14 protein-coding genes are annotated in these 16,522 nt (G+C 49.5%); 4 read left to right on the top strand and 10 right to left on the bottom strand.

Annotated features, from left to right (window positions below; translation table 11 throughout):
• Positions 1 to 2: 2 nt before the first annotated feature.
• The 10 genes from mraY to ilvI all read right to left on the bottom strand — a co-directional run bounded on the left by mraY (position 3) and on the right by ilvI (position 11,071).
• Complete coding sequence (mraY, locus tag BMX14_RS02355) at positions 3 to 1,085, bottom strand: phospho-N-acetylmuramoyl-pentapeptide-transferase (protein ID WP_092672158.1); 1,083 nt, start codon at positions 1,083 to 1,085, stop codon at positions 3 to 5.
• Positions 1,079 to 2,440: a UDP-N-acetylmuramoyl-tripeptide--D-alanyl-D-alanine ligase gene (gene murF / locus BMX14_RS02350; RefSeq protein WP_092672155.1), complete on the bottom strand. Its 1,362-nt coding sequence runs from the start codon at positions 2,438 to 2,440 to the stop codon at positions 1,079 to 1,081. Before murF ends, mraY begins: the two co-directional genes overlap by 7 nt.
• Entirely contained in the window at positions 2,437 to 3,924 is a 1,488-nt protein-coding gene (murE, locus tag BMX14_RS02345) for a UDP-N-acetylmuramoyl-L-alanyl-D-glutamate--2,6-diaminopimelate ligase (RefSeq protein ID WP_092672152.1), read from the bottom strand. The genes murF and murE overlap by 4 nt, the downstream gene beginning before the upstream one ends.
• A complete protein-coding gene (gene ftsI, locus BMX14_RS02340; protein ID WP_092672149.1) occupies positions 3,911 to 5,665 on the bottom strand; it encodes a peptidoglycan glycosyltransferase FtsI in 1,755 nt (584 codons plus the stop codon). The genes murE and ftsI overlap by 14 nt, the downstream gene beginning before the upstream one ends.
• A 13-nt stretch (positions 5,666 to 5,678) precedes the next feature.
• Entirely contained in the window at positions 5,679 to 5,999 is a 321-nt protein-coding gene (gene ftsL, locus BMX14_RS02335; protein WP_092672146.1) for a cell division protein FtsL, read from the bottom strand.
• A complete protein-coding gene (rsmH, locus tag BMX14_RS02330; protein WP_092672461.1) occupies positions 5,996 to 6,937 on the bottom strand; it encodes a 16S rRNA (cytosine(1402)-N(4))-methyltransferase RsmH in 942 nt (313 codons plus the stop codon). The genes ftsL and rsmH overlap by 4 nt, the downstream gene beginning before the upstream one ends.
• A 2-nt stretch (positions 6,938 to 6,939) precedes the next feature.
• Entirely contained in the window at positions 6,940 to 7,398 is a 459-nt protein-coding gene (gene mraZ / locus BMX14_RS02325) for a division/cell wall cluster transcriptional repressor MraZ (RefSeq protein WP_092672143.1), read from the bottom strand.
• A 310-nt stretch (positions 7,399 to 7,708) separates the two neighbouring features.
• Positions 7,709 to 8,725, bottom strand: a complete 1,017-nt coding sequence (gene cra / locus BMX14_RS02320; protein ID WP_092672140.1) for a catabolite repressor/activator — start codon at positions 8,723 to 8,725, stop codon at positions 7,709 to 7,711.
• 130 nt (positions 8,726 to 8,855) lie between these two features.
• On the bottom strand, positions 8,856 to 9,347 hold the full coding sequence (ilvN, locus tag BMX14_RS02315; RefSeq protein ID WP_092672137.1) for an acetolactate synthase small subunit: 492 nt from the start codon (positions 9,345 to 9,347) through the stop codon (positions 8,856 to 8,858).
• The gene (ilvI, locus tag BMX14_RS02310) at positions 9,347 to 11,071 is read right to left on the bottom strand and encodes an acetolactate synthase 3 large subunit (protein ID WP_092672134.1); all 1,725 of its coding nucleotides are present in this window, start codon (positions 11,069 to 11,071) and stop codon (positions 9,347 to 9,349) included. Before ilvI ends, ilvN begins: the two co-directional genes overlap by 1 nt.
• 759 nt (positions 11,072 to 11,830) lie before the next feature.
• Between ilvI and leuA the strand changes: the two genes are divergently transcribed.
• The 4 genes from leuA to leuD are packed head-to-tail and all read left to right on the top strand — an operon-like array spanning position 11,831 to position 16,512.
• Positions 11,831 to 13,396, top strand: a complete 1,566-nt coding sequence (gene leuA / locus BMX14_RS02305; RefSeq protein WP_092672131.1) for a 2-isopropylmalate synthase — start codon at positions 11,831 to 11,833, stop codon at positions 13,394 to 13,396.
• Positions 13,397 to 13,398: 2 nt separating this feature from the next.
• Entirely contained in the window at positions 13,399 to 14,490 is a 1,092-nt protein-coding gene (leuB, locus tag BMX14_RS02300) for a 3-isopropylmalate dehydrogenase (protein WP_092672129.1), read from the top strand.
• Positions 14,491 to 14,494: 4 nt separating this feature from the next.
• The gene (gene leuC / locus BMX14_RS02295; protein WP_092672126.1) at positions 14,495 to 15,895 is read left to right on the top strand and encodes a 3-isopropylmalate dehydratase large subunit; all 1,401 of its coding nucleotides are present in this window, start codon (positions 14,495 to 14,497) and stop codon (positions 15,893 to 15,895) included.
• Between the two features lie 11 nt (positions 15,896 to 15,906).
• Positions 15,907 to 16,512, top strand: a complete 606-nt coding sequence (gene leuD, locus BMX14_RS02290) for a 3-isopropylmalate dehydratase small subunit (RefSeq protein ID WP_092672123.1) — start codon at positions 15,907 to 15,909, stop codon at positions 16,510 to 16,512.
• Positions 16,513 to 16,522: the final 10 nt, after the last annotated feature.

Raw genomic sequence — 16,522 nt, 5'->3', positions numbered from 1 at the left:
AATTAACGTACCTTCAGGGTGGCGAGACCGATCAACACTAACATTAATGAAATGATCCAGAAACGCACAATGACGCGCGGCTCGGGCCAGCCTTTTAACTCGTAGTGGTGGTGGATAGGCGCCATACGGAAGATGCGCTGCCCACGTAATTTGAACGAGCCTACTTGTAAAATCACCGACAGCGTCTCGACCACAAACACGCCGCCCATAATGACCAGTAAGAACTCTTGGCGGAGTAGTACCGCAATAGTGCCTAATGCGCCGCCGAGTGCTAACGAACCGACATCACCCATAAACACTTGTGCTGGGTAAGTATTGAACCATAAGAAGCCGAGTCCCGCGCCAACAATCGCCGTACAGACAATGACTAACTCGCCCGCATGACGCAGATAAGGAATATGCAGATAGTCCGCAAAGTTCACATTACCCGTTGCCCAAGCGACTAGCCCAAATCCGGCTGCGACAAATACGGTTGGCATAATCGCTAAACCGTCCAGCCCATCGGTCAGATTGACGGCATTACTGGTACCGACAATGACAAAGTAGGTCAGGAACAGATAGAACAGACCTAACTGCGGCATAATATCTTTAAAGAAAGGGACGACTAATTGTGTCGCGGGCGTATCTTTGCCAATTGCATACAGGGCGAAAGCCACCCCTAGAGCAATCACCGATTGCCAGAAATACTTCCAACGCGCGATTAGGCCTTTCGTGTCTTTACGGACAACTTTACGGTAATCATCGACAAACCCCACGATGCCGTAGCCGATCAGTACCACCAACACACACCATACATAAGGGTTGGAAGGGTAAGCCCACAACAGCACCGAGATAGTAATGGAGGTCAGTATCATAATCCCCCCCATGGTCGGTGTACCACGCTTACTGAAGTGTGACTCGGGGCCGTCGTTACGAACCACTTGTCCAATCTGTAATTTCTGCAGCCATGCAATTAACCGAGGCCCCATCCATAATGAGATAAATAAAGCCGTTAATAAGCTGACAATGGCGCGAAACGTCAAATACGAGAAGACGTTAAATCCTGAATAAAATTTAGCCAGATGCTCGGCTAGCCAAACTAACATGCGTCTTTCTCCTGTAATGTCATTACTATTTCTTCCATTGCAGCACTGCGTGATCCTTTCACTAATAGCGTCACAACCTGATGTTCTTGAATTAATTCACGCGCCCGCTCTGCCAAGGCCGATTTGCTGGCAAAAATTTCTCCGACCTGACTCTCTTGCGCGATCCACTGGCTATATTGACCAACGGTTAATACTTTATCGACGCCAGCTTGATGCAGCGCTTTACCCACTTTACGGTGACAAGATTCGGTATCATTCCCTAGCTCCCCCATATCTCCCGCAATCATAATCCGGTAGCCCGGCATCGAGGCCAATACTTGCGCTGCAGCGGTCATCGATCCCACATTCGCGTTATAGGAGTCATCGAGTAACAGTACCGATTCAGATAATTTAATCGGGAAGAGTCTGCCAGGCACGGCAGTTAATGTCGCGAGACCTTGTTTGATAGCTTCAAGCGGTGCGCCAACGGATTGTGATAGTGCAGCAGCAGCGAGTGCGTTAGCAATATTGTGCTGCCCGGGGAGTGGAAGAATGACCTCACATGCGCCGTGGGGCGTGTGTAAACGAAAGGCGGTTCCCTCTCCCATGACCTTGATGTCTGTGGCGTAGTAGTCATCTCTCCCCTGCTCTGCAGCGGAAAAGGTTACGACTCGCTTATCGGCCAATACGGGTTGCCACTTATCGCGGTCATTACTTTGCGCATTGAGAATCGCAATACCTTGCGGCGGCAGGCCTTGAAAAATTTCACCTTTCGCTTTCGCTACACCTTCTATTGACCCGAAACCTTCTAAGTGTGCGGCGGCTAGATTATTGACCAGCGCCACTTCTGGCTTCACTAAATGCGTGGTGTAGGCAATCTCTCCTTGATGATTTGCCCCCATCTCGATCACAGCAAAGCGGTGCTCAGGGGTGAGACGTAAAAGGGTCATTGGTACGCCGAAATCGTTATTAAGATTTCCCGCGGTGTAAAGGGTTTCTCCACACTGTTTTAAGATTGCCGCCGTCATCTCTTTCACCGAGGTCTTCCCCGATGAACCGGTCAGACCGACCACTTTAGCGGGCACTTGTTCACGCACCCACGCCCCGATTTTACCAAAGGCGATACGTGTATCTTCTACCACGATTTGCGTGACGGAAACCTCTAAACGATGGCTCACCAGTAGTGCACGGGCGCCCGCGTTGATAGCTTGCGCTGCGAATTGGTGTGCATCGAATCGTTCACCGATCAATGCGACGAATAAGCTACCCTCGACCACCTCACGCGTATCGGTGGTGATATGATTCAGCGTAACGTCTTTCCCAACCTGCTCACCTGCAGTGATCAGCGCAAGTTGTTCGCTCGTTATTGGGATCATGCCATCGTTCCTAATAAAGTTGCGACCGTCGCACGGTCTGAGTAATCGAACCGCTGATGGCCAATAATCTGATAATCTTCATGGCCTTTTCCAGCGATCAATACTATGTCTTGTGCTGTAGCCTGTTGAAAGACTTTAGCGATGGCCTGCGCGCGGCCAGCGATGACTTGCGCGTGGCTGGCATCTATCAGTCCAGACAAAATATCTTGAGTAATCGAGGCGGGATCTTCACTACGAGGATTATCATCGGTGATGACGACACGATCGGCAAATTCCTCGGCGATCGCCCCCATCAGCGGGCGTTTTCCTCTATCACGATCGCCACCACAACCGAAAATGCACCAAAGTTGCCCCTGACAGTGACGCCGCGCCGCTTCTAAGGCCTTTTGGAGGGCATCTGGCGTATGGGCATAATCCACCACTGCCACTGCATGTCCCGGCTGTTTAAAGACTTCCATCCGTCCGCAGACAGGTGAAAGTCGAGACGCTGTGGTAAGTAATTGCTCCAAGGGGTAGCCCAACGCCAACAGCGTTGCTAAGGCTAATAATACATTACTGACATTGAACTCTCCGATTAACGCACTGACGCATTCACCCGCCCCCCAAGCGGAGTCGAATTGTATCCCCACACTGTCTTCGCGGTAGGTGATTGCCGTGGCGGTAAGCCACAGGCCATGTCGTTGCGAAAGGCTCAGTCCACGCGCGCTAACGGCAACTGCGTCCGTCAGCTGAGTCAGCCATTGCTGGCCAACCTCATCATCAGCATTGATAATGCTCACACCAACCTGATGTTCAGTAAATAGCGCTAATTTTGCGGCAGCGTAGCTTTCCATATCACCATGGTAATCAAGGTGATCACGGCTTAAATTAGTAAAGATTGCCGCAGAGAAAGAGAGAGCCGCTACACGGTGCTGCACTAAACCATGCGAAGAAATTTCCATCGCCACTAAACTGGCATGCTGCGCGGAAAATTCTGCCAGCGTTCTCTGTATATCGATAGCTGAGCCGGTGGTATTTTCGCTCTCGACGAGCTGCCCATACAGGCCGTTACCTACTGTGCCCATGACGGCGCTGGATTCACCGAGTAAGGTCACCCACTGTGCCAGCAGCTGCGTGATAGTGGTTTTACCATTCGTTCCCGTCACACCGACAATTCGCATATCGTCGACCGGGCGGCCATAGAAACGCCCGGCTAGCGCGGATAAGCGCTCGGACAATTGGGCAAGATAGATGACCGGCACACCCTCGACTTCACGGATTTCGCCATCTTTCGCGACATCTTGCGCATCGGCAACAACCGCCGCAGTCCCTTGAGCAATAGCTTGTGAAATATAGTTTCGGCCATCCACGCTGTGACCGACGACGGCAACGAAGAGATCGCCAGCCTGAACATTACGGCTATCAAGTGTCATCTCCTTGAGCGCTAGTGCAGGAGCGTTAGGTACCCAAGGTGCTAATACCTCTTGTAGGTTACGATCGGTCACTTGATCCCTCGCTGGTCAGTTCTTTATTTTCTGTTGCCAGTGCATCTGGCTCGACATTCATTGTGCGTAGAACCCCGCCCATAATGGCGCCGAAAACCGGTGCCGAGACAGCGCCCCCATAGTACTTTCCACCCTGTGGATCGTTAATCACCACCACTAAGGCGAATCGAGGGCGGCTGGCCGGTGCAACCCCGGCGGTATAAGCAATATACTTATTAACATAGCGGCCATCAGGGCCGACTTTTTTGGCTGTCCCGGTTTTAATCGCAATCCGATACCCTTTAATCGCCGCTTTTACGCCACCGCCGCCAGGGAGTGCCACACTTTCCATCATATGAACAACTGTCTTAACGGTCGCCTCATCGAAAGCGCGTGTTCCGGCAACGGGCGGGGAAACCTTGGTAATCGATAGAGGACGAGCAATACCGTAACTGCCTATAGTGGCGTAGACGCGAGCCAGTTGTAGCGGCGTGACCATCAATCCATAGCCGAAAGAGAACGTCGCACGTTCAATATCAGACCAACGCTGTTTGTGCGGATAAATGCCTTTGCTTTCGCCGACTAAGCCAAGATTCGTCGGCTGGCCTAGTCCAAAATGGGAATAGGTTTCGACCAGCGCAGAAGACGGCATAGCCAACGCCAAACGGGATACCCCCACGTTACTCGATTTCTGTAATACGCCCGTCAAGGTTAATTCATTATAACGAGCGACATCTTTGATTTCATGGCCATGAATCCGATAGGGTACGGTATTTAATACACTGCTAGGATGCACCACTCCCCGCTTGAGTGCCGTCATGACGACCATCGGTTTAACGGTTGAACCCGGCTCAAAAATATCGGTAATCGCGCGGTTACGAATGGTTTCACGTGGCGTGTTACTGAGATTATTCGGGTTATAAGCCGGGCTGTTCGCCATCGCGAGCACTTCACCCGTATTCACGTCGACCAGGACGGCCGTCCCCGACTCCGCTTTGTTAAACGCCACGGCATTGTTCAGTTCACGATAGACTTGCGCTTGTAATCGCTCATCAATGCTCAGGGTAAGATTGTGAGCCACGCGGCTGTCGGTCGAGGAGATATCTTCAATCACGCGACCTTGGCGATCTTTACGCACAATGCGAGCGCCTGGCGTACCAGTCAACCATTTATCAAAGCTTTTTTCGACGCCTTCAATCCCTTGACCATCAATATTGGTAAAGCCAATCAGGTGCGCAGCAACTTGCCCCGCAGGGTAGTAGCGACGAGATTCCTCACGCAAATTAATTCCCGGTAGCTTCAATTTCTGAATATAACTGCTGACCGCCGGATTAACTTGGCGAGCGAGATAAACAAAGCGGCCTTTCGGGTTAGCATTAATCCGCGAAGAGAGTTGATCGAGCGACAGCGACAGTGTATCAGCTAAGGCTTTCCAGCGGTTGTCGTAACCAATCCCCCCCTGTGCATTCACTTCTTTCGGATCGGCCCATATTGCACTGACTGGCACACTGACGGCGAGCGGTCGGCCATTACGATCACTGATCATCCCCCGTGAACTAGGAACAGATTGCACGCGGAGTGAGCGCATATCGCCCTCTTTCACCAGGCGTTCCGGTTTAACCACTTGTAGCCATGCTACACGAGAAAGTAGGCCCACCAACGCCAGCAGAATACCGCCGCATAACAATGCAAAACGCCAACGAATAAAGTTGGCTTTGATTTCTTGCTTTTTTGTTTTCAGCGTTTTTTTTGCGCCGGCCATCAGTTTTCTATTCCTATGGTTGAACCACTATATGTTCCTGAGAAGGGTCAACATGCTGCATATGCAGTTTTTCCACCGCTAAACGCTCCACACGGCTGTGATCACCTAAGGCATTTTCTTCGAGGATCAGATTTCGCCATTCGATATCTAATGAGTCTTTCTCTAACACCATCTGTTCACGCTGTGCAGTGATCAGACGTGTCTTTTGGGTGGTAATGACCACCATAATCGAGGTCACTAACACTGCAATAAGGAGGATGATGGGAAGTTTTCCATGTCGTAACAGATCTCCACCGATAACGGCGGGTAAGCTATGACGCTCATTGTTGATCACGCTTCACTCCTTTCTGCGATGCGTAAAACCGAGCTGCGCGCACGAGGATTTTCGGCGACTTCTGCCGGGCCTGGTACCGATTTACCTAAGGAGCGAAGTTCTCTTCCCCCCAGCGCCCGTATTTGTGCCTCAGTCATAGGCACTCCCGCAGGAACTTGTACACCGCGACTATGGGTGCGCATAAAACGCTTCACCAGACGGTCTTCGAGAGAGTGGAAACTAATAATCGATAGTCGTCCTTGTGGCGCTAACGCCTTGATAGAAGACGCTAAGGCGCGTTCGATCTCTTCTAACTCGCTATTAATCCAGATACGAATCGCTTGGAAACTGCGGGTCGCGGGATGCTTATGCTTGTCTTTTACCGGCATGGCCGCAGCAATTACCTCGGCTAACTCTTTGGTTCGCGTCATCGGCGCTAAGCGGTTACGCTCCACGATGGCACGTGCAATACGTTTACCGAATTTCTCTTCACCATAAGTTTTGATCACAAAGGCAATATCTTCCTCTGCAGCACGCATTAACCATTGCGCCGCAGACTCTCCCTGTGAAGGGTCCATCCGCATATCCAGAGGTCCATCTCGCATAAAGGAAAATCCACGTTCAGCGTCGTCGAGTTGCGGAGAAGAGACGCCGAGATCAAGCAAAATCCCGTCAATTTTACCCACTAAACCTAAAGACTCTACGTAGTCACCTAGCTGTGAGAAAGGGCCGTGAATAATTGAAAAACGCGGGTCATCGATTTGTTCCGCTGCAGCGATGGCTTGTGGATCACGATCAATCGCGATCAAGCGACCCTTTTCGCCCAACTGAGAGAGGATTAATCGGGAGTGTCCTCCCCGACCAAAGGTACCATCAATATAGATACCTTCTGGCTGAATATTTAGCCCGTCGACGGCGTCATCGAGCAGTACGGTTGTATGTTTAAAATTGTCAGACATCATTATAACGATAAGTCCTGCAAACGCTCAGATAATACACCCTGAGCATGTTGCTCAGCCTTAATGTCTTGCTTGACTTGGTCATACCAAGTCTGTTCGTCCCAAAGCTCAAATTTATTGTATTGGCCGACCAACATAATGTGTTTAGTTAAAGTGGCGTGGGTACGTAAAGGGGCCGTTAAAAGCAGTCGTCCCGCAGTATCAAGCTGCCCTTCCGTCGCATGTCCCAGCAGTAACCGCTGTATACGACGTTCGGCTGGATTCATCGATGATAAATTCGCTAATTTACGCTCAATCCGCTCCCATTCCGGCAATGGATAGAGCAGTAAACAAGGTTGGTGAATATCAATCGTGCAAACCATATTCCCTTCAGACAGTGCATAAAGTTGCTCACGATAGCGCACTGGCATCGCAAACCTTCCTTTACTGTCTAAATTTACAGGGTTGGCCCCACGGAACATGATATGCCCTTATCTTTGGAAAAAAACACCACTTTGCCCCACATTTTCCCACAAAGCGAGTTTACGGAGCGGAGGAAAAGCTTGTCAAGCGGCTTTAACTATTGCCGCGGAATATTTCCTGTTATTTCTAGCTTTTTTTATAGTGAAAAATCGTATTAGTAGGAGGGGATTTAGCTAACTCAATGATTTTTACAGGAAGACGCGCCACTGATACGGAATAATCCATATTTGAATAGATACTTTGTAAATCACTAGGATCTAAAACACTTCGGGGATGATTATACAATAATTCTAACCATTAAGCGGCGATTCACTGCGAATGCGTTTTACGGACTAATGCTCCGCGAGCATGTAGATGCCGGCGAATAATGGTAATCCCCAATTCCGGAAGATCGCTTTGCTCGAGGGTTTTCAATACTAACGCCAACACACACTCAGCAATATCTTGGTGACGCTGGCCTGCCGAAAGCACGGGGCAAGCAAGAAAGTCTAATAGTTCATGATCTCCGAAGGTCGCGATCGATAAGGTCGAGGGCAGCTCGCCTAAGGTAGACAAACAAGCATCCATTACCCCCTGAAGTAAGGCAAATGACGTGGTGAATATCGCGCCAGGCAAGCTATTCTGCTGCAGGTAGGTCGTAAATTGTCGCGCCGCATGCTGACGGTCAAAGCTGTCACTGTATAAAAATTGCGGTTGTCGCTCGTCATCAAGCCAAGCCTCACGAAAACCTTGCTCACGCAGAAAACTCACCGAAAGCTCAGGAAGCGCGCCAAAGAAAAGAATGTTATCGATCGACTGCTGACGTTGTGCCTCAGCCAGCGCAAACGCATCTTCACGGTCCGCCCCCACTACGCTGCTAAACAACCGCTGGTCCAAAGGTCGGTCCAGAGCGATAACGGGTAGCTGACGTTCTGCGCAATGTTGATAAAAGGGATGCTGGGCGGGGAGTGAGGTTGACACGATAAGGGCGTCGATCTTACGTTGTAACAAATGTTCGATACAGCGCATTTCGTTATCAGGTTGATCTTCCGAACACGCAATGAGCAATTGGTAGCCTTGTTGGCGAGCTTGACGTTCAAGATGTTTCGCAATACGGGTATAACTGGTATTTTCAAGATCAGGAATAACCAGACCGATGGAGCGCGTTTTGCCTGCTCGTAGACCCGCTGCCACCGCGTTAGGGTGATAGTTATGCTGCCGCACAACTGCCATGACTTTTTCAACGGTCTTCTCGCTGACTCGGTACTGCTTAGCCTTACCGTTAATAACGTAGCTAGCGGTGGTTCTGGAAACCCCGGCCAGTCGTGCAATTTCGTCTAGTTTCACCCTACCCTCGCTCTTCACTACCCACTTAGGCGTCTCGTATTGAGGCCCTAAGACTATATACCTTATCCAGTCAGTAACAGGCAACAGGTGTGAAAGGGAAAGACGTCATAAGTCTTTCCCTTAGCGAGGATTAATTAAGGGTTTTATCTCCGCGAGAAATTCCGATAACGCCTGATCGCACCACTTCTGCAATCTCGGTCACGGCACGCACCGCGGTTAAGAAAGCGTCCAGTTTTTCTGCACTCCCCACTAACTGCACGGTATAGAAACGAGGACTGACATCGACAATTTGGCCACGGAAAATATCTGCACAACGTTTGATCTCTTCGCGTGCAGTGCCTTCAGCGATAATCTTGACGAGCATCACTTCACGTTCGACGAAAGCCGACTGCCCTAGCTCATTGACTCGCAATACATCGACTAATTTATGGAGCTGCTTCTCGATCTGCTCCAACACTTTCTCATCACCGATGGTTTGGATCGTAATACGCGATAGCGTAGGATCTTCGGTAGGCGCCACGGCTAGGCTTTCGATGTTATAGCCACGCTGAGAGAAGAGGCCGACCACTCTCGATAACGCCCCAGACTCATTTTCCAGTAATACTGATAATATCCGGCGCATTATTCACTCCTTTCCGTCTTGCTTAACCACATCTCATTCATCCCAGCTCCGCGTACCAACATCGGGTAAACGTGCTCACTGCCATCAACCATCACATCGACAAAGACCAAACGGCCTTCTGCCACCAAGTCCAGCGCCTGTTGAAGTTTAGCTTCCAATTCATCCGGTGAGGTAATCGCGATCCCTACATGGCCGTAAGCTTCTGCTATTTTGACGAAGTTCGGTAGAGATTCCATGTAAGAATGTGAGTGACGCCCCGAGTAGATCATGTCTTGCCACTGCTTTACCATACCCAAATAACGGTTATTAAGGTTCAGTACTAAAACAGGTAATCCGTACTGTAACGCGGTCGATAATTCCTGAATATTCATTTGAATACTCCCATCACCCGTTACACAGACGACCGTCTCTCCAGGTAAGCACAACTTCACACCCAACGCCGCAGGTAAGCCAAACCCCATCGTGCCGAGGCCACCGGAGTTGATCCAACGCCGTGATTGGTCGAAAGGATAATGTAACGCCGTGAACATTTGGTGTTGTCCCACGTCGGACGCGACATAAGCCTGCCCTTTGGTCAGCTTCCACAATGTGCGGATAGCCGCTTGCGGTTTAATTTTTTCACCTTCAGTGGAGTAAGCCAGACAATCACGCGCACGCCACTGGTCGATCTTCGCCCACCATTCGGCACTTAATGTCGCAGAAGGAGGCGGTGTTTTATCGAGTAATTCGACCATCTGTTCTAACACCTGACGCGCATCGCCCACGACAGGAACATCCGCATTGACGGTTTTCGAAATAGACGCCGGATCAATATCGATATGGATTACCGTGGCATCTGGGCAGTACTTTGCAATGTTATTGGTCGTCCGATCATCGAAACGTACCCCTACCGCGAAAATGACGTCTGCATTGTGCATGGTCATATTGGCTTCGTAGGTACCGTGCATTCCCAACATGCCAACGCTTTGCGGGTGCGTCCCAGGGAAACAGCCTAACCCCATTAATGTTGTGGTAACCGGTAATTGCAGTGTTTCCGCCACAGTTTTCAAAGCGGATTCGGCGTTGGCCGTAATCACGCCGCCACCAGCATAGATCACGGCCTGCTTCGCCGCCAGCAGCGTGCTCAGCGCACGTTTGATCTGCCCCTTATGCCCTTGTACCGTTGGATTATAAGAGCGTAAACTCACGCTTTCTGGCCAGTGATACGGTAATTTCACCGCAGGATTAAGAATGTCTTTAGGCAGATCAATGACCACTGGCCCCGGACGACCGGTTGAGGCAAGCCAGAACGCTTTCTTGATCATCTCAGGAATATCTTCGGTGCGTTTGACAAGAAAACTGTGTTTAACGATGGGTCTTGAGATACCAATCATATCGCACTCTTGAAACGCATCGCTGCCGATTAAGGAAGAAGCAACCTGTCCGGAGAGGACAACCATTGGGATGGAATCCATGTATGCCGTCGCAATTCCCGTGATAGCATTGGTTGCGCCAGGTCCAGATGTGACTAATACTACCCCAGGTTCGCCTGTTGCACGTGCCACGGCATCAGCCATATGCACCGCTGCTTGTTCATGACGCACTAATATATGGTCGACGCCACCCACCGTTTGAATCGCATCATAAATATCCAGTACCGCTCCACCGGGATAACCGAACACCTGTTTTACGCCTTGATCAATCAGTGACTGAATGACCATTTCTGCTCCTGACAACATCTGCATTACTGCCTCCGGCTTCACACTCATACAACTGATTACTTTCTCAGTGATAAGAAAATCTACGCTTGTCACTCCCGCTCCCCTAAAGGGTCGATCATTTTATGTTTTACTGAGCGGGAAGTTTCTTACGTTAACATACCGCTTAACTTCCCGGCAGGGAAAATAAGTGAAAAAAATTCTCCGATGAAATGAATAGAGAATTATTCTGACATTTGAATCATCAACCTAATAAAAAAACTAAACACCTACTCAGATATAGTTTGATACACGTCACTCGCCGGAAAATAAAGAAAATACCTCAGTAGAGATATCTGGAATTATTTCAAGTCAGCAATATCGCATAAGATTATTACGGCAAACTAAATCCCCACGCATGAACATCAACGCAGAATAATCATCTATCAGAAAATCATTTATATGGAATTAATATATAAAAATCATTAACTTAAAATTACTGACAAAAATCTGACCTTCCGATCGCTTAACGGGGGCTCGCCTATTCACGACGTGATTAATTTTTCGTTGACATGCCCCGCCAATTCACGTACCAATATAAGGACACACAGATTCTATAGGCTTCAATAATGATCCGTTTCACTGCACTCACAGAACTCCTCCTCCTCGCTAAATATCAGCGCGGTTGTTCTGTGGGCGAAAACGAATAAAGATTAAAGCCTGAAAGAACTGAAAAACCCGCGCCGAACAGCGCGGGTTTTTTTATGCGCTAAGGCCATCAAATATAAGCATTTAAGGAAGCAAATTATGAGCCAGCAAGTCATTATCTTCGACACAACATTACGCGATGGTGAGCAAGCATTACAGGCGAGTTTAAGCGTGAAAGATAAATTACAGATCGCGCTGGCCTTAGAGCGGATGAAAATCGACGTGATGGAAGTCGGTTTCCCAGTTTCCTCTCCGGGGGATTTCGAATCCGTGCAAACCATTGCTCGTACCATCAAAAATAGCCGTGTTTGCGCCTTAGCGCGTTGTGTAGAAAAAGATATCGACGCGGCCTACGAATCCTTAAAGGTGGCTGATGCTTTTCGAATTCATACCTTTTTAGCCACCTCTCCGATGCATATCGAGACCAAATTACGCTCGACACTGCCCGAGGTCATTGAGCGAGCGGAATATATGATTCGCCGTGCACGGAACTATACTGATGATGTCGAGTTCTCGTGTGAGGACGGTGGTCGTACCCCGATCGACGACTTATGTCGTGTCGTCGAAGCAGCGATCAATGCGGGTGCGCGTACTATCAATATTCCTGATACCGTCGGTTACACCCTGCCACACGAATATGCCAACATCATCTCTTCATTAATCCAACGTGTGCCGAACATCGATAAAGCCATTTTATCCGTGCACACCCACGACGACTTAGGTATGGCGGTCGGCAACGCAATGGCCGCCGTAACTGCCGGGGCGCGTCAGGTTGAAGGGACATTAAATGGCTTAGGCGAACGCGCGGGCAACTGTGCTTTAGAAGAAGTGATTATGGCGATCAAAACTCGCCATGCCATCATGAATGTGCATACCGGCATCAATCACCAAGAAATTTACCGTACAAGCCAAATTGTTAGCCAAATTTGTAATATGCCTATCCCCGCGAACAAAGCAGTGGTCGGTAGCAATGCCTTTGCCCACTCCTCGGGAATTCACCAAGATGGCGTGTTGAAAAACCGTGAAAACTACGAAATCTTAACGCCAGAATCTATCGGCTTACACCAAGTTCAATTAAACCTGACCTCACGTTCTGGGCGCGCTGCGGTAAAACACCGTATGGCGGAAATGGGTTATCAAGAACAAGACTACAATTTAGATACCTTATACGAGGCATTCTTAAAATTAGCTGATAAGAAAGGCCAAGTATTTGATTACGATTTAGAGGCGTTAGCTTTCATTAATAACCAAGCCGATGAGAGCGATCACTTCGTACTGCATGACTTCACGGTACAGTCAGGGGCAAGTATCACGGCGACCGCGTCAGTAAAATTAGCGATTGGCGCGGAGATCAAAGAAGAAGCCGCCACCGGCAACGGCCCTGTTGATGCCGTATATCAAGCAATCAATCGCATCTCTGGATTAGAGATCGAGTTAGTCAATTATAAATTAACCGCTAAAGGCCAAGGGGAAAATGCACTGGGCCAAGTGGATATCGTCGTAAAATATAACGACCGTAAATTCCACGGCGTTGGCTTAGCCACCGACATCGTTGAGTCTTCCGCGAAAGCGATGGTGAATGCATTAAACACGATTTGGCGCGCACGTCAGGTCGAGCAAGAATTAAAGCGTAAGTCTCAGACTGAAATTAAGGAAACAGTGTAATTATGTCGACTCACTATAATGTTGCCGTTTTACCCGGTGATGGAATCGGTCCAGAAGTGATGGCCCAGGCCGAAAAGGTCTTGGCTGCGGTCAGCCAGCGTTTTGGCTTTCAGATCAACACTCAGCATTTTGATGTCGGCGGCATTGCCATCGATAACCACGGTTCCCCTCTTCCTGCAGCAACGGTAGCAGGCTGTGAGCAAGCGGATGCCATCCTGTTTGGTTCCGTCGGGGGGCCTAAATGGGAACACTTACCGCCGAGCGACCAACCTGAGCGTGGCGCCCTGCTTCCTCTGCGTAAGCACTTTAAACTGTTCAGCAACTTACGTCCGGCGGCTCTGTATAAAGGTTTAGAAGCTTATTGCCCACTGCGTAGCGATATTGCAGCACGCGGATTCGATATTTTATGTGTGCGTGAATTAACGGGCGGCATCTACTTCGGTCAACCGAAAGGCCGCGAAGGTAGCGGCGATCAGCTGCGCGCTTTCGATACGGAAATTTATCACCGCTATGAGATCGAGCGTATCGCCCGCTTAGCGTTCGAGTCAGCGCGTAAACGTCGCCATAAAGTGACCTCCGTCGACAAAGCGAATGTATTACAGTCATCGATTTTATGGCGTGAGACAGTCACTGAAATAGCGAAAGAGTATCCAGACGTCGAGTTATCGCATATCTACATCGATAATGCCACGATGCAGCTGATCAAAGACCCTTCTCAATTCGACGTACTGTTATGCTCCAACTTATTCGGCGATATCCTGTCTGATGAGTGTGCGATGATTACCGGGTCTATGGGGATGCTTCCTTCTGCAAGTCTAAATGAAGAAGGATTCGGATTGTACGAACCTGCTGGCGGCTCGGCCCCCGATATCGCGGGCAAGAATATCGCCAACCCAATTGCACAAATTTTATCACTCGCATTATTACTGCGTTATAGCTTACAACAAGGTGACGCGGCAGAAGCGATTGAAAACGCGATCAGCAAGGCGCTGGCTGCAGGGCACCGCACTCATGATTTAGCCGGTGACGGTCAAGCAGTCAGTACTGACGAGATGGGTAATATCATTGCCCGGTATATTGCCGAGGAAAAATAATAAAATGAGCAAAACCTTATACCAGAAGTTATTTGATGCACATGTCGTTCACGAGGCGCCACAAGAGACGCCTATCCTGTACATTGACCGTCACTTAGTTCATGAGGTGACCTCACCACAAGCCTTTGATGGTCTTCGTGCGCATGGCCGTCAATTACGTCAGCCATCGAAAACCTTTGCTACGATGGACCATAATGTCTCGACAGAGACTCGGGATATCAACGCGTCCGGTGAGATGGCGCGTATCCAGATGCAAGAACTGATCAAAAACTGTGCCGAGTTTGGAGTAAGTCTGTATGACTTAAACCACCCATTTCAGGGGATTGTTCATGTTATCGGGCCAGAACAAGGCATTACTTTGCCAGGTATGACCATTGTCTGTGGTGACTCTCATACCGCCACCCACGGGGCCTTTGGTGCCTTGGCATTCGGTATTGGGACTTCAGAAGTTGAACACGTGATGGCGACCCAAACCTTGAAACAAGGCCGGGCAAAAACCATGAAAATCGAGGTGACCGGCTCTGCCATTGGCGGTATCTCAGCAAAAGACATTGTCTTGGCGATCATCGGTAAAACCGGCAGCGCCGGAGGCACCGGATATGTCGTGGAATTCTGTGGTGCGGCGATCGAAGTGTTAAGTATGGAAGGCCGCATGACCCTGTGTAATATGGCTATTGAGTTAGGCGCCAAGGCCGGCTTAGTCGCACCAGATGACACCACCTTTGAATACTTAAAAGGCCGTCAATTTTCGCCGAAAGGCGAACAGTGGGATAACGCCGTTGCTTACTGGAAAACCTTAAAGTCTGACGATAATGCAGAGTTCGACTGTGTCGTCACATTGGATGCCGCAGAGATCGCCCCACAAGTCACCTGGGGCACCAATCCAGGACAGGTAATTGCTGTTGACCAGCCTATCCCGCGTCCAGAAGAGTTTAGTGACCCTGTCGAACGCGCTTCGGCGGAGAAAGCGCTGGCCTATATGGGACTAGAAGGTGGCATCCGTTTAACTGATGTTGCGATCGATAAGGTCTTTATCGGTTCTTGTACTAACTCGCGAATTGAAGATTTACGTGCCGCGGCAGCGATTGCCAAAGGGCGTAAAGTGGCGCCGGGTATCGTGGCCATGGTGGTGCCGGGATCTGGTCCTGTTAAAGCTCAAGCCGAAGAAGAAGGCTTAGATAAAATCTTCTTAGAAGCGGGTTTCGAATGGCGGTTACCTGGTTGCTCGATGTGTTTAGCCATGAACAACGACCGCCTCAATGCAGGGGAGCGTTGTGCATCGACCAGTAACCGTAACTTTGAAGGGCGTCAAGGACGTGGTGGACGGACTCACTTAGTCAGTCCCGCCATGGCTGCTGCTGCTGCCGTTACCGGTCGCTTCACTGATATCCGTACCTTGAACTGAGGATCTGCATCATGGCAATTAAATTTACCCAACACACTGGTCTGGTTGCGCCATTAGACGCGGCCAATGTCGATACTGATGCGATCATCCCAAAACAGTTTCTACAGAAAGTCACTCGTACGGGGTTTGGTCAGCATCTTTTTAACGATTGGCGCTTTATCGATGATGCGGGTAAAATCCCTAATCCGGATTTCGTCCTGAATAAACCGCTATATCAGGGTACCAGTATTCTACTGACCCGTGAAAACTTCGGTTGTGGCTCGTCGCGCGAGCATGCACCGTGGGCCTTAACCGACTTTGGTTTTCGTGTCGTCATAGCGCCCTCTTTCGCCGATATTTTCTACAGTAATAGCTTTAATAACCAACTGCTGTTAGTCAAATTAAGTGAAGCGCAGATCGACGAGCTGTTCCAACGGGTTGAGCAACATCCAGGGATCAATTTCACCGTTGATTTAGAAGCGATGACCATTCAGGCAGGCGAGAAAACCTATACTTTCGAACTGGATAGCTTCCGTCGCCACTGTATGTTAAATGGCCTAGATAGCATTGGCCTTACGCTGCAGCATGAAGCATCGATCGGGGCTTATGAAGCGAAGCAGCCCGCTTTTCTCCAGTAATTCTCTCAGC

The organism is Rosenbergiella nectarea (genome assembly GCF_900111105.1).
Lineage (GTDB): Bacteria > Pseudomonadota > Gammaproteobacteria > Enterobacterales > Enterobacteriaceae > Rosenbergiella > Rosenbergiella nectarea.
The sequence above is the reverse complement of the archived record's forward strand: the minus strand, read 5'-3'. Positions and strand labels throughout refer to the sequence as shown.

What these genes read in the sequence shown, in the direction of transcription:
- rsmH (WP_092672461.1), bottom strand. Translation starts at nt 6,937, where the DNA reads ATGTCTGACAATTTTAAACATACAACCGTACTGCTCGATGACGCCGTC.
- murF (WP_092672155.1), bottom strand. Translation starts at nt 2,440, where the DNA reads ATGATCCCAATAACGAGCGAACAACTTGCGCTGATCACTGCAGGTGAG.
- leuB (WP_092672129.1), top strand. Translation starts at nt 13,399, where the DNA reads ATGTCGACTCACTATAATGTTGCCGTTTTACCCGGTGATGGAATCGGT.
- ilvI (WP_092672134.1), bottom strand. Translation starts at nt 11,071, where the DNA reads ATGCAGATGTTGTCAGGAGCAGAAATGGTCATTCAGTCACTGATTGAT.
- leuD (WP_092672123.1), top strand. Translation starts at nt 15,907, where the DNA reads ATGGCAATTAAATTTACCCAACACACTGGTCTGGTTGCGCCATTAGAC.
- ilvN (WP_092672137.1), bottom strand. Translation starts at nt 9,347, where the DNA reads ATGCGCCGGATATTATCAGTATTACTGGAAAATGAGTCTGGGGCGTTA.
- leuA (WP_092672131.1), top strand. Translation starts at nt 11,831, where the DNA reads ATGAGCCAGCAAGTCATTATCTTCGACACAACATTACGCGATGGTGAG.
- mraY (WP_092672158.1), bottom strand. Translation starts at nt 1,085, where the DNA reads ATGTTAGTTTGGCTAGCCGAGCATCTGGCTAAATTTTATTCAGGATTT.
- leuC (WP_092672126.1), top strand. Translation starts at nt 14,495, where the DNA reads ATGAGCAAAACCTTATACCAGAAGTTATTTGATGCACATGTCGTTCAC.
- ftsI (WP_092672149.1), bottom strand. Translation starts at nt 5,665, where the DNA reads ATGGCCGGCGCAAAAAAAACGCTGAAAACAAAAAAGCAAGAAATCAAA.
- mraZ (WP_092672143.1), bottom strand. Translation starts at nt 7,398, where the DNA reads ATGTTCCGTGGGGCCAACCCTGTAAATTTAGACAGTAAAGGAAGGTTT.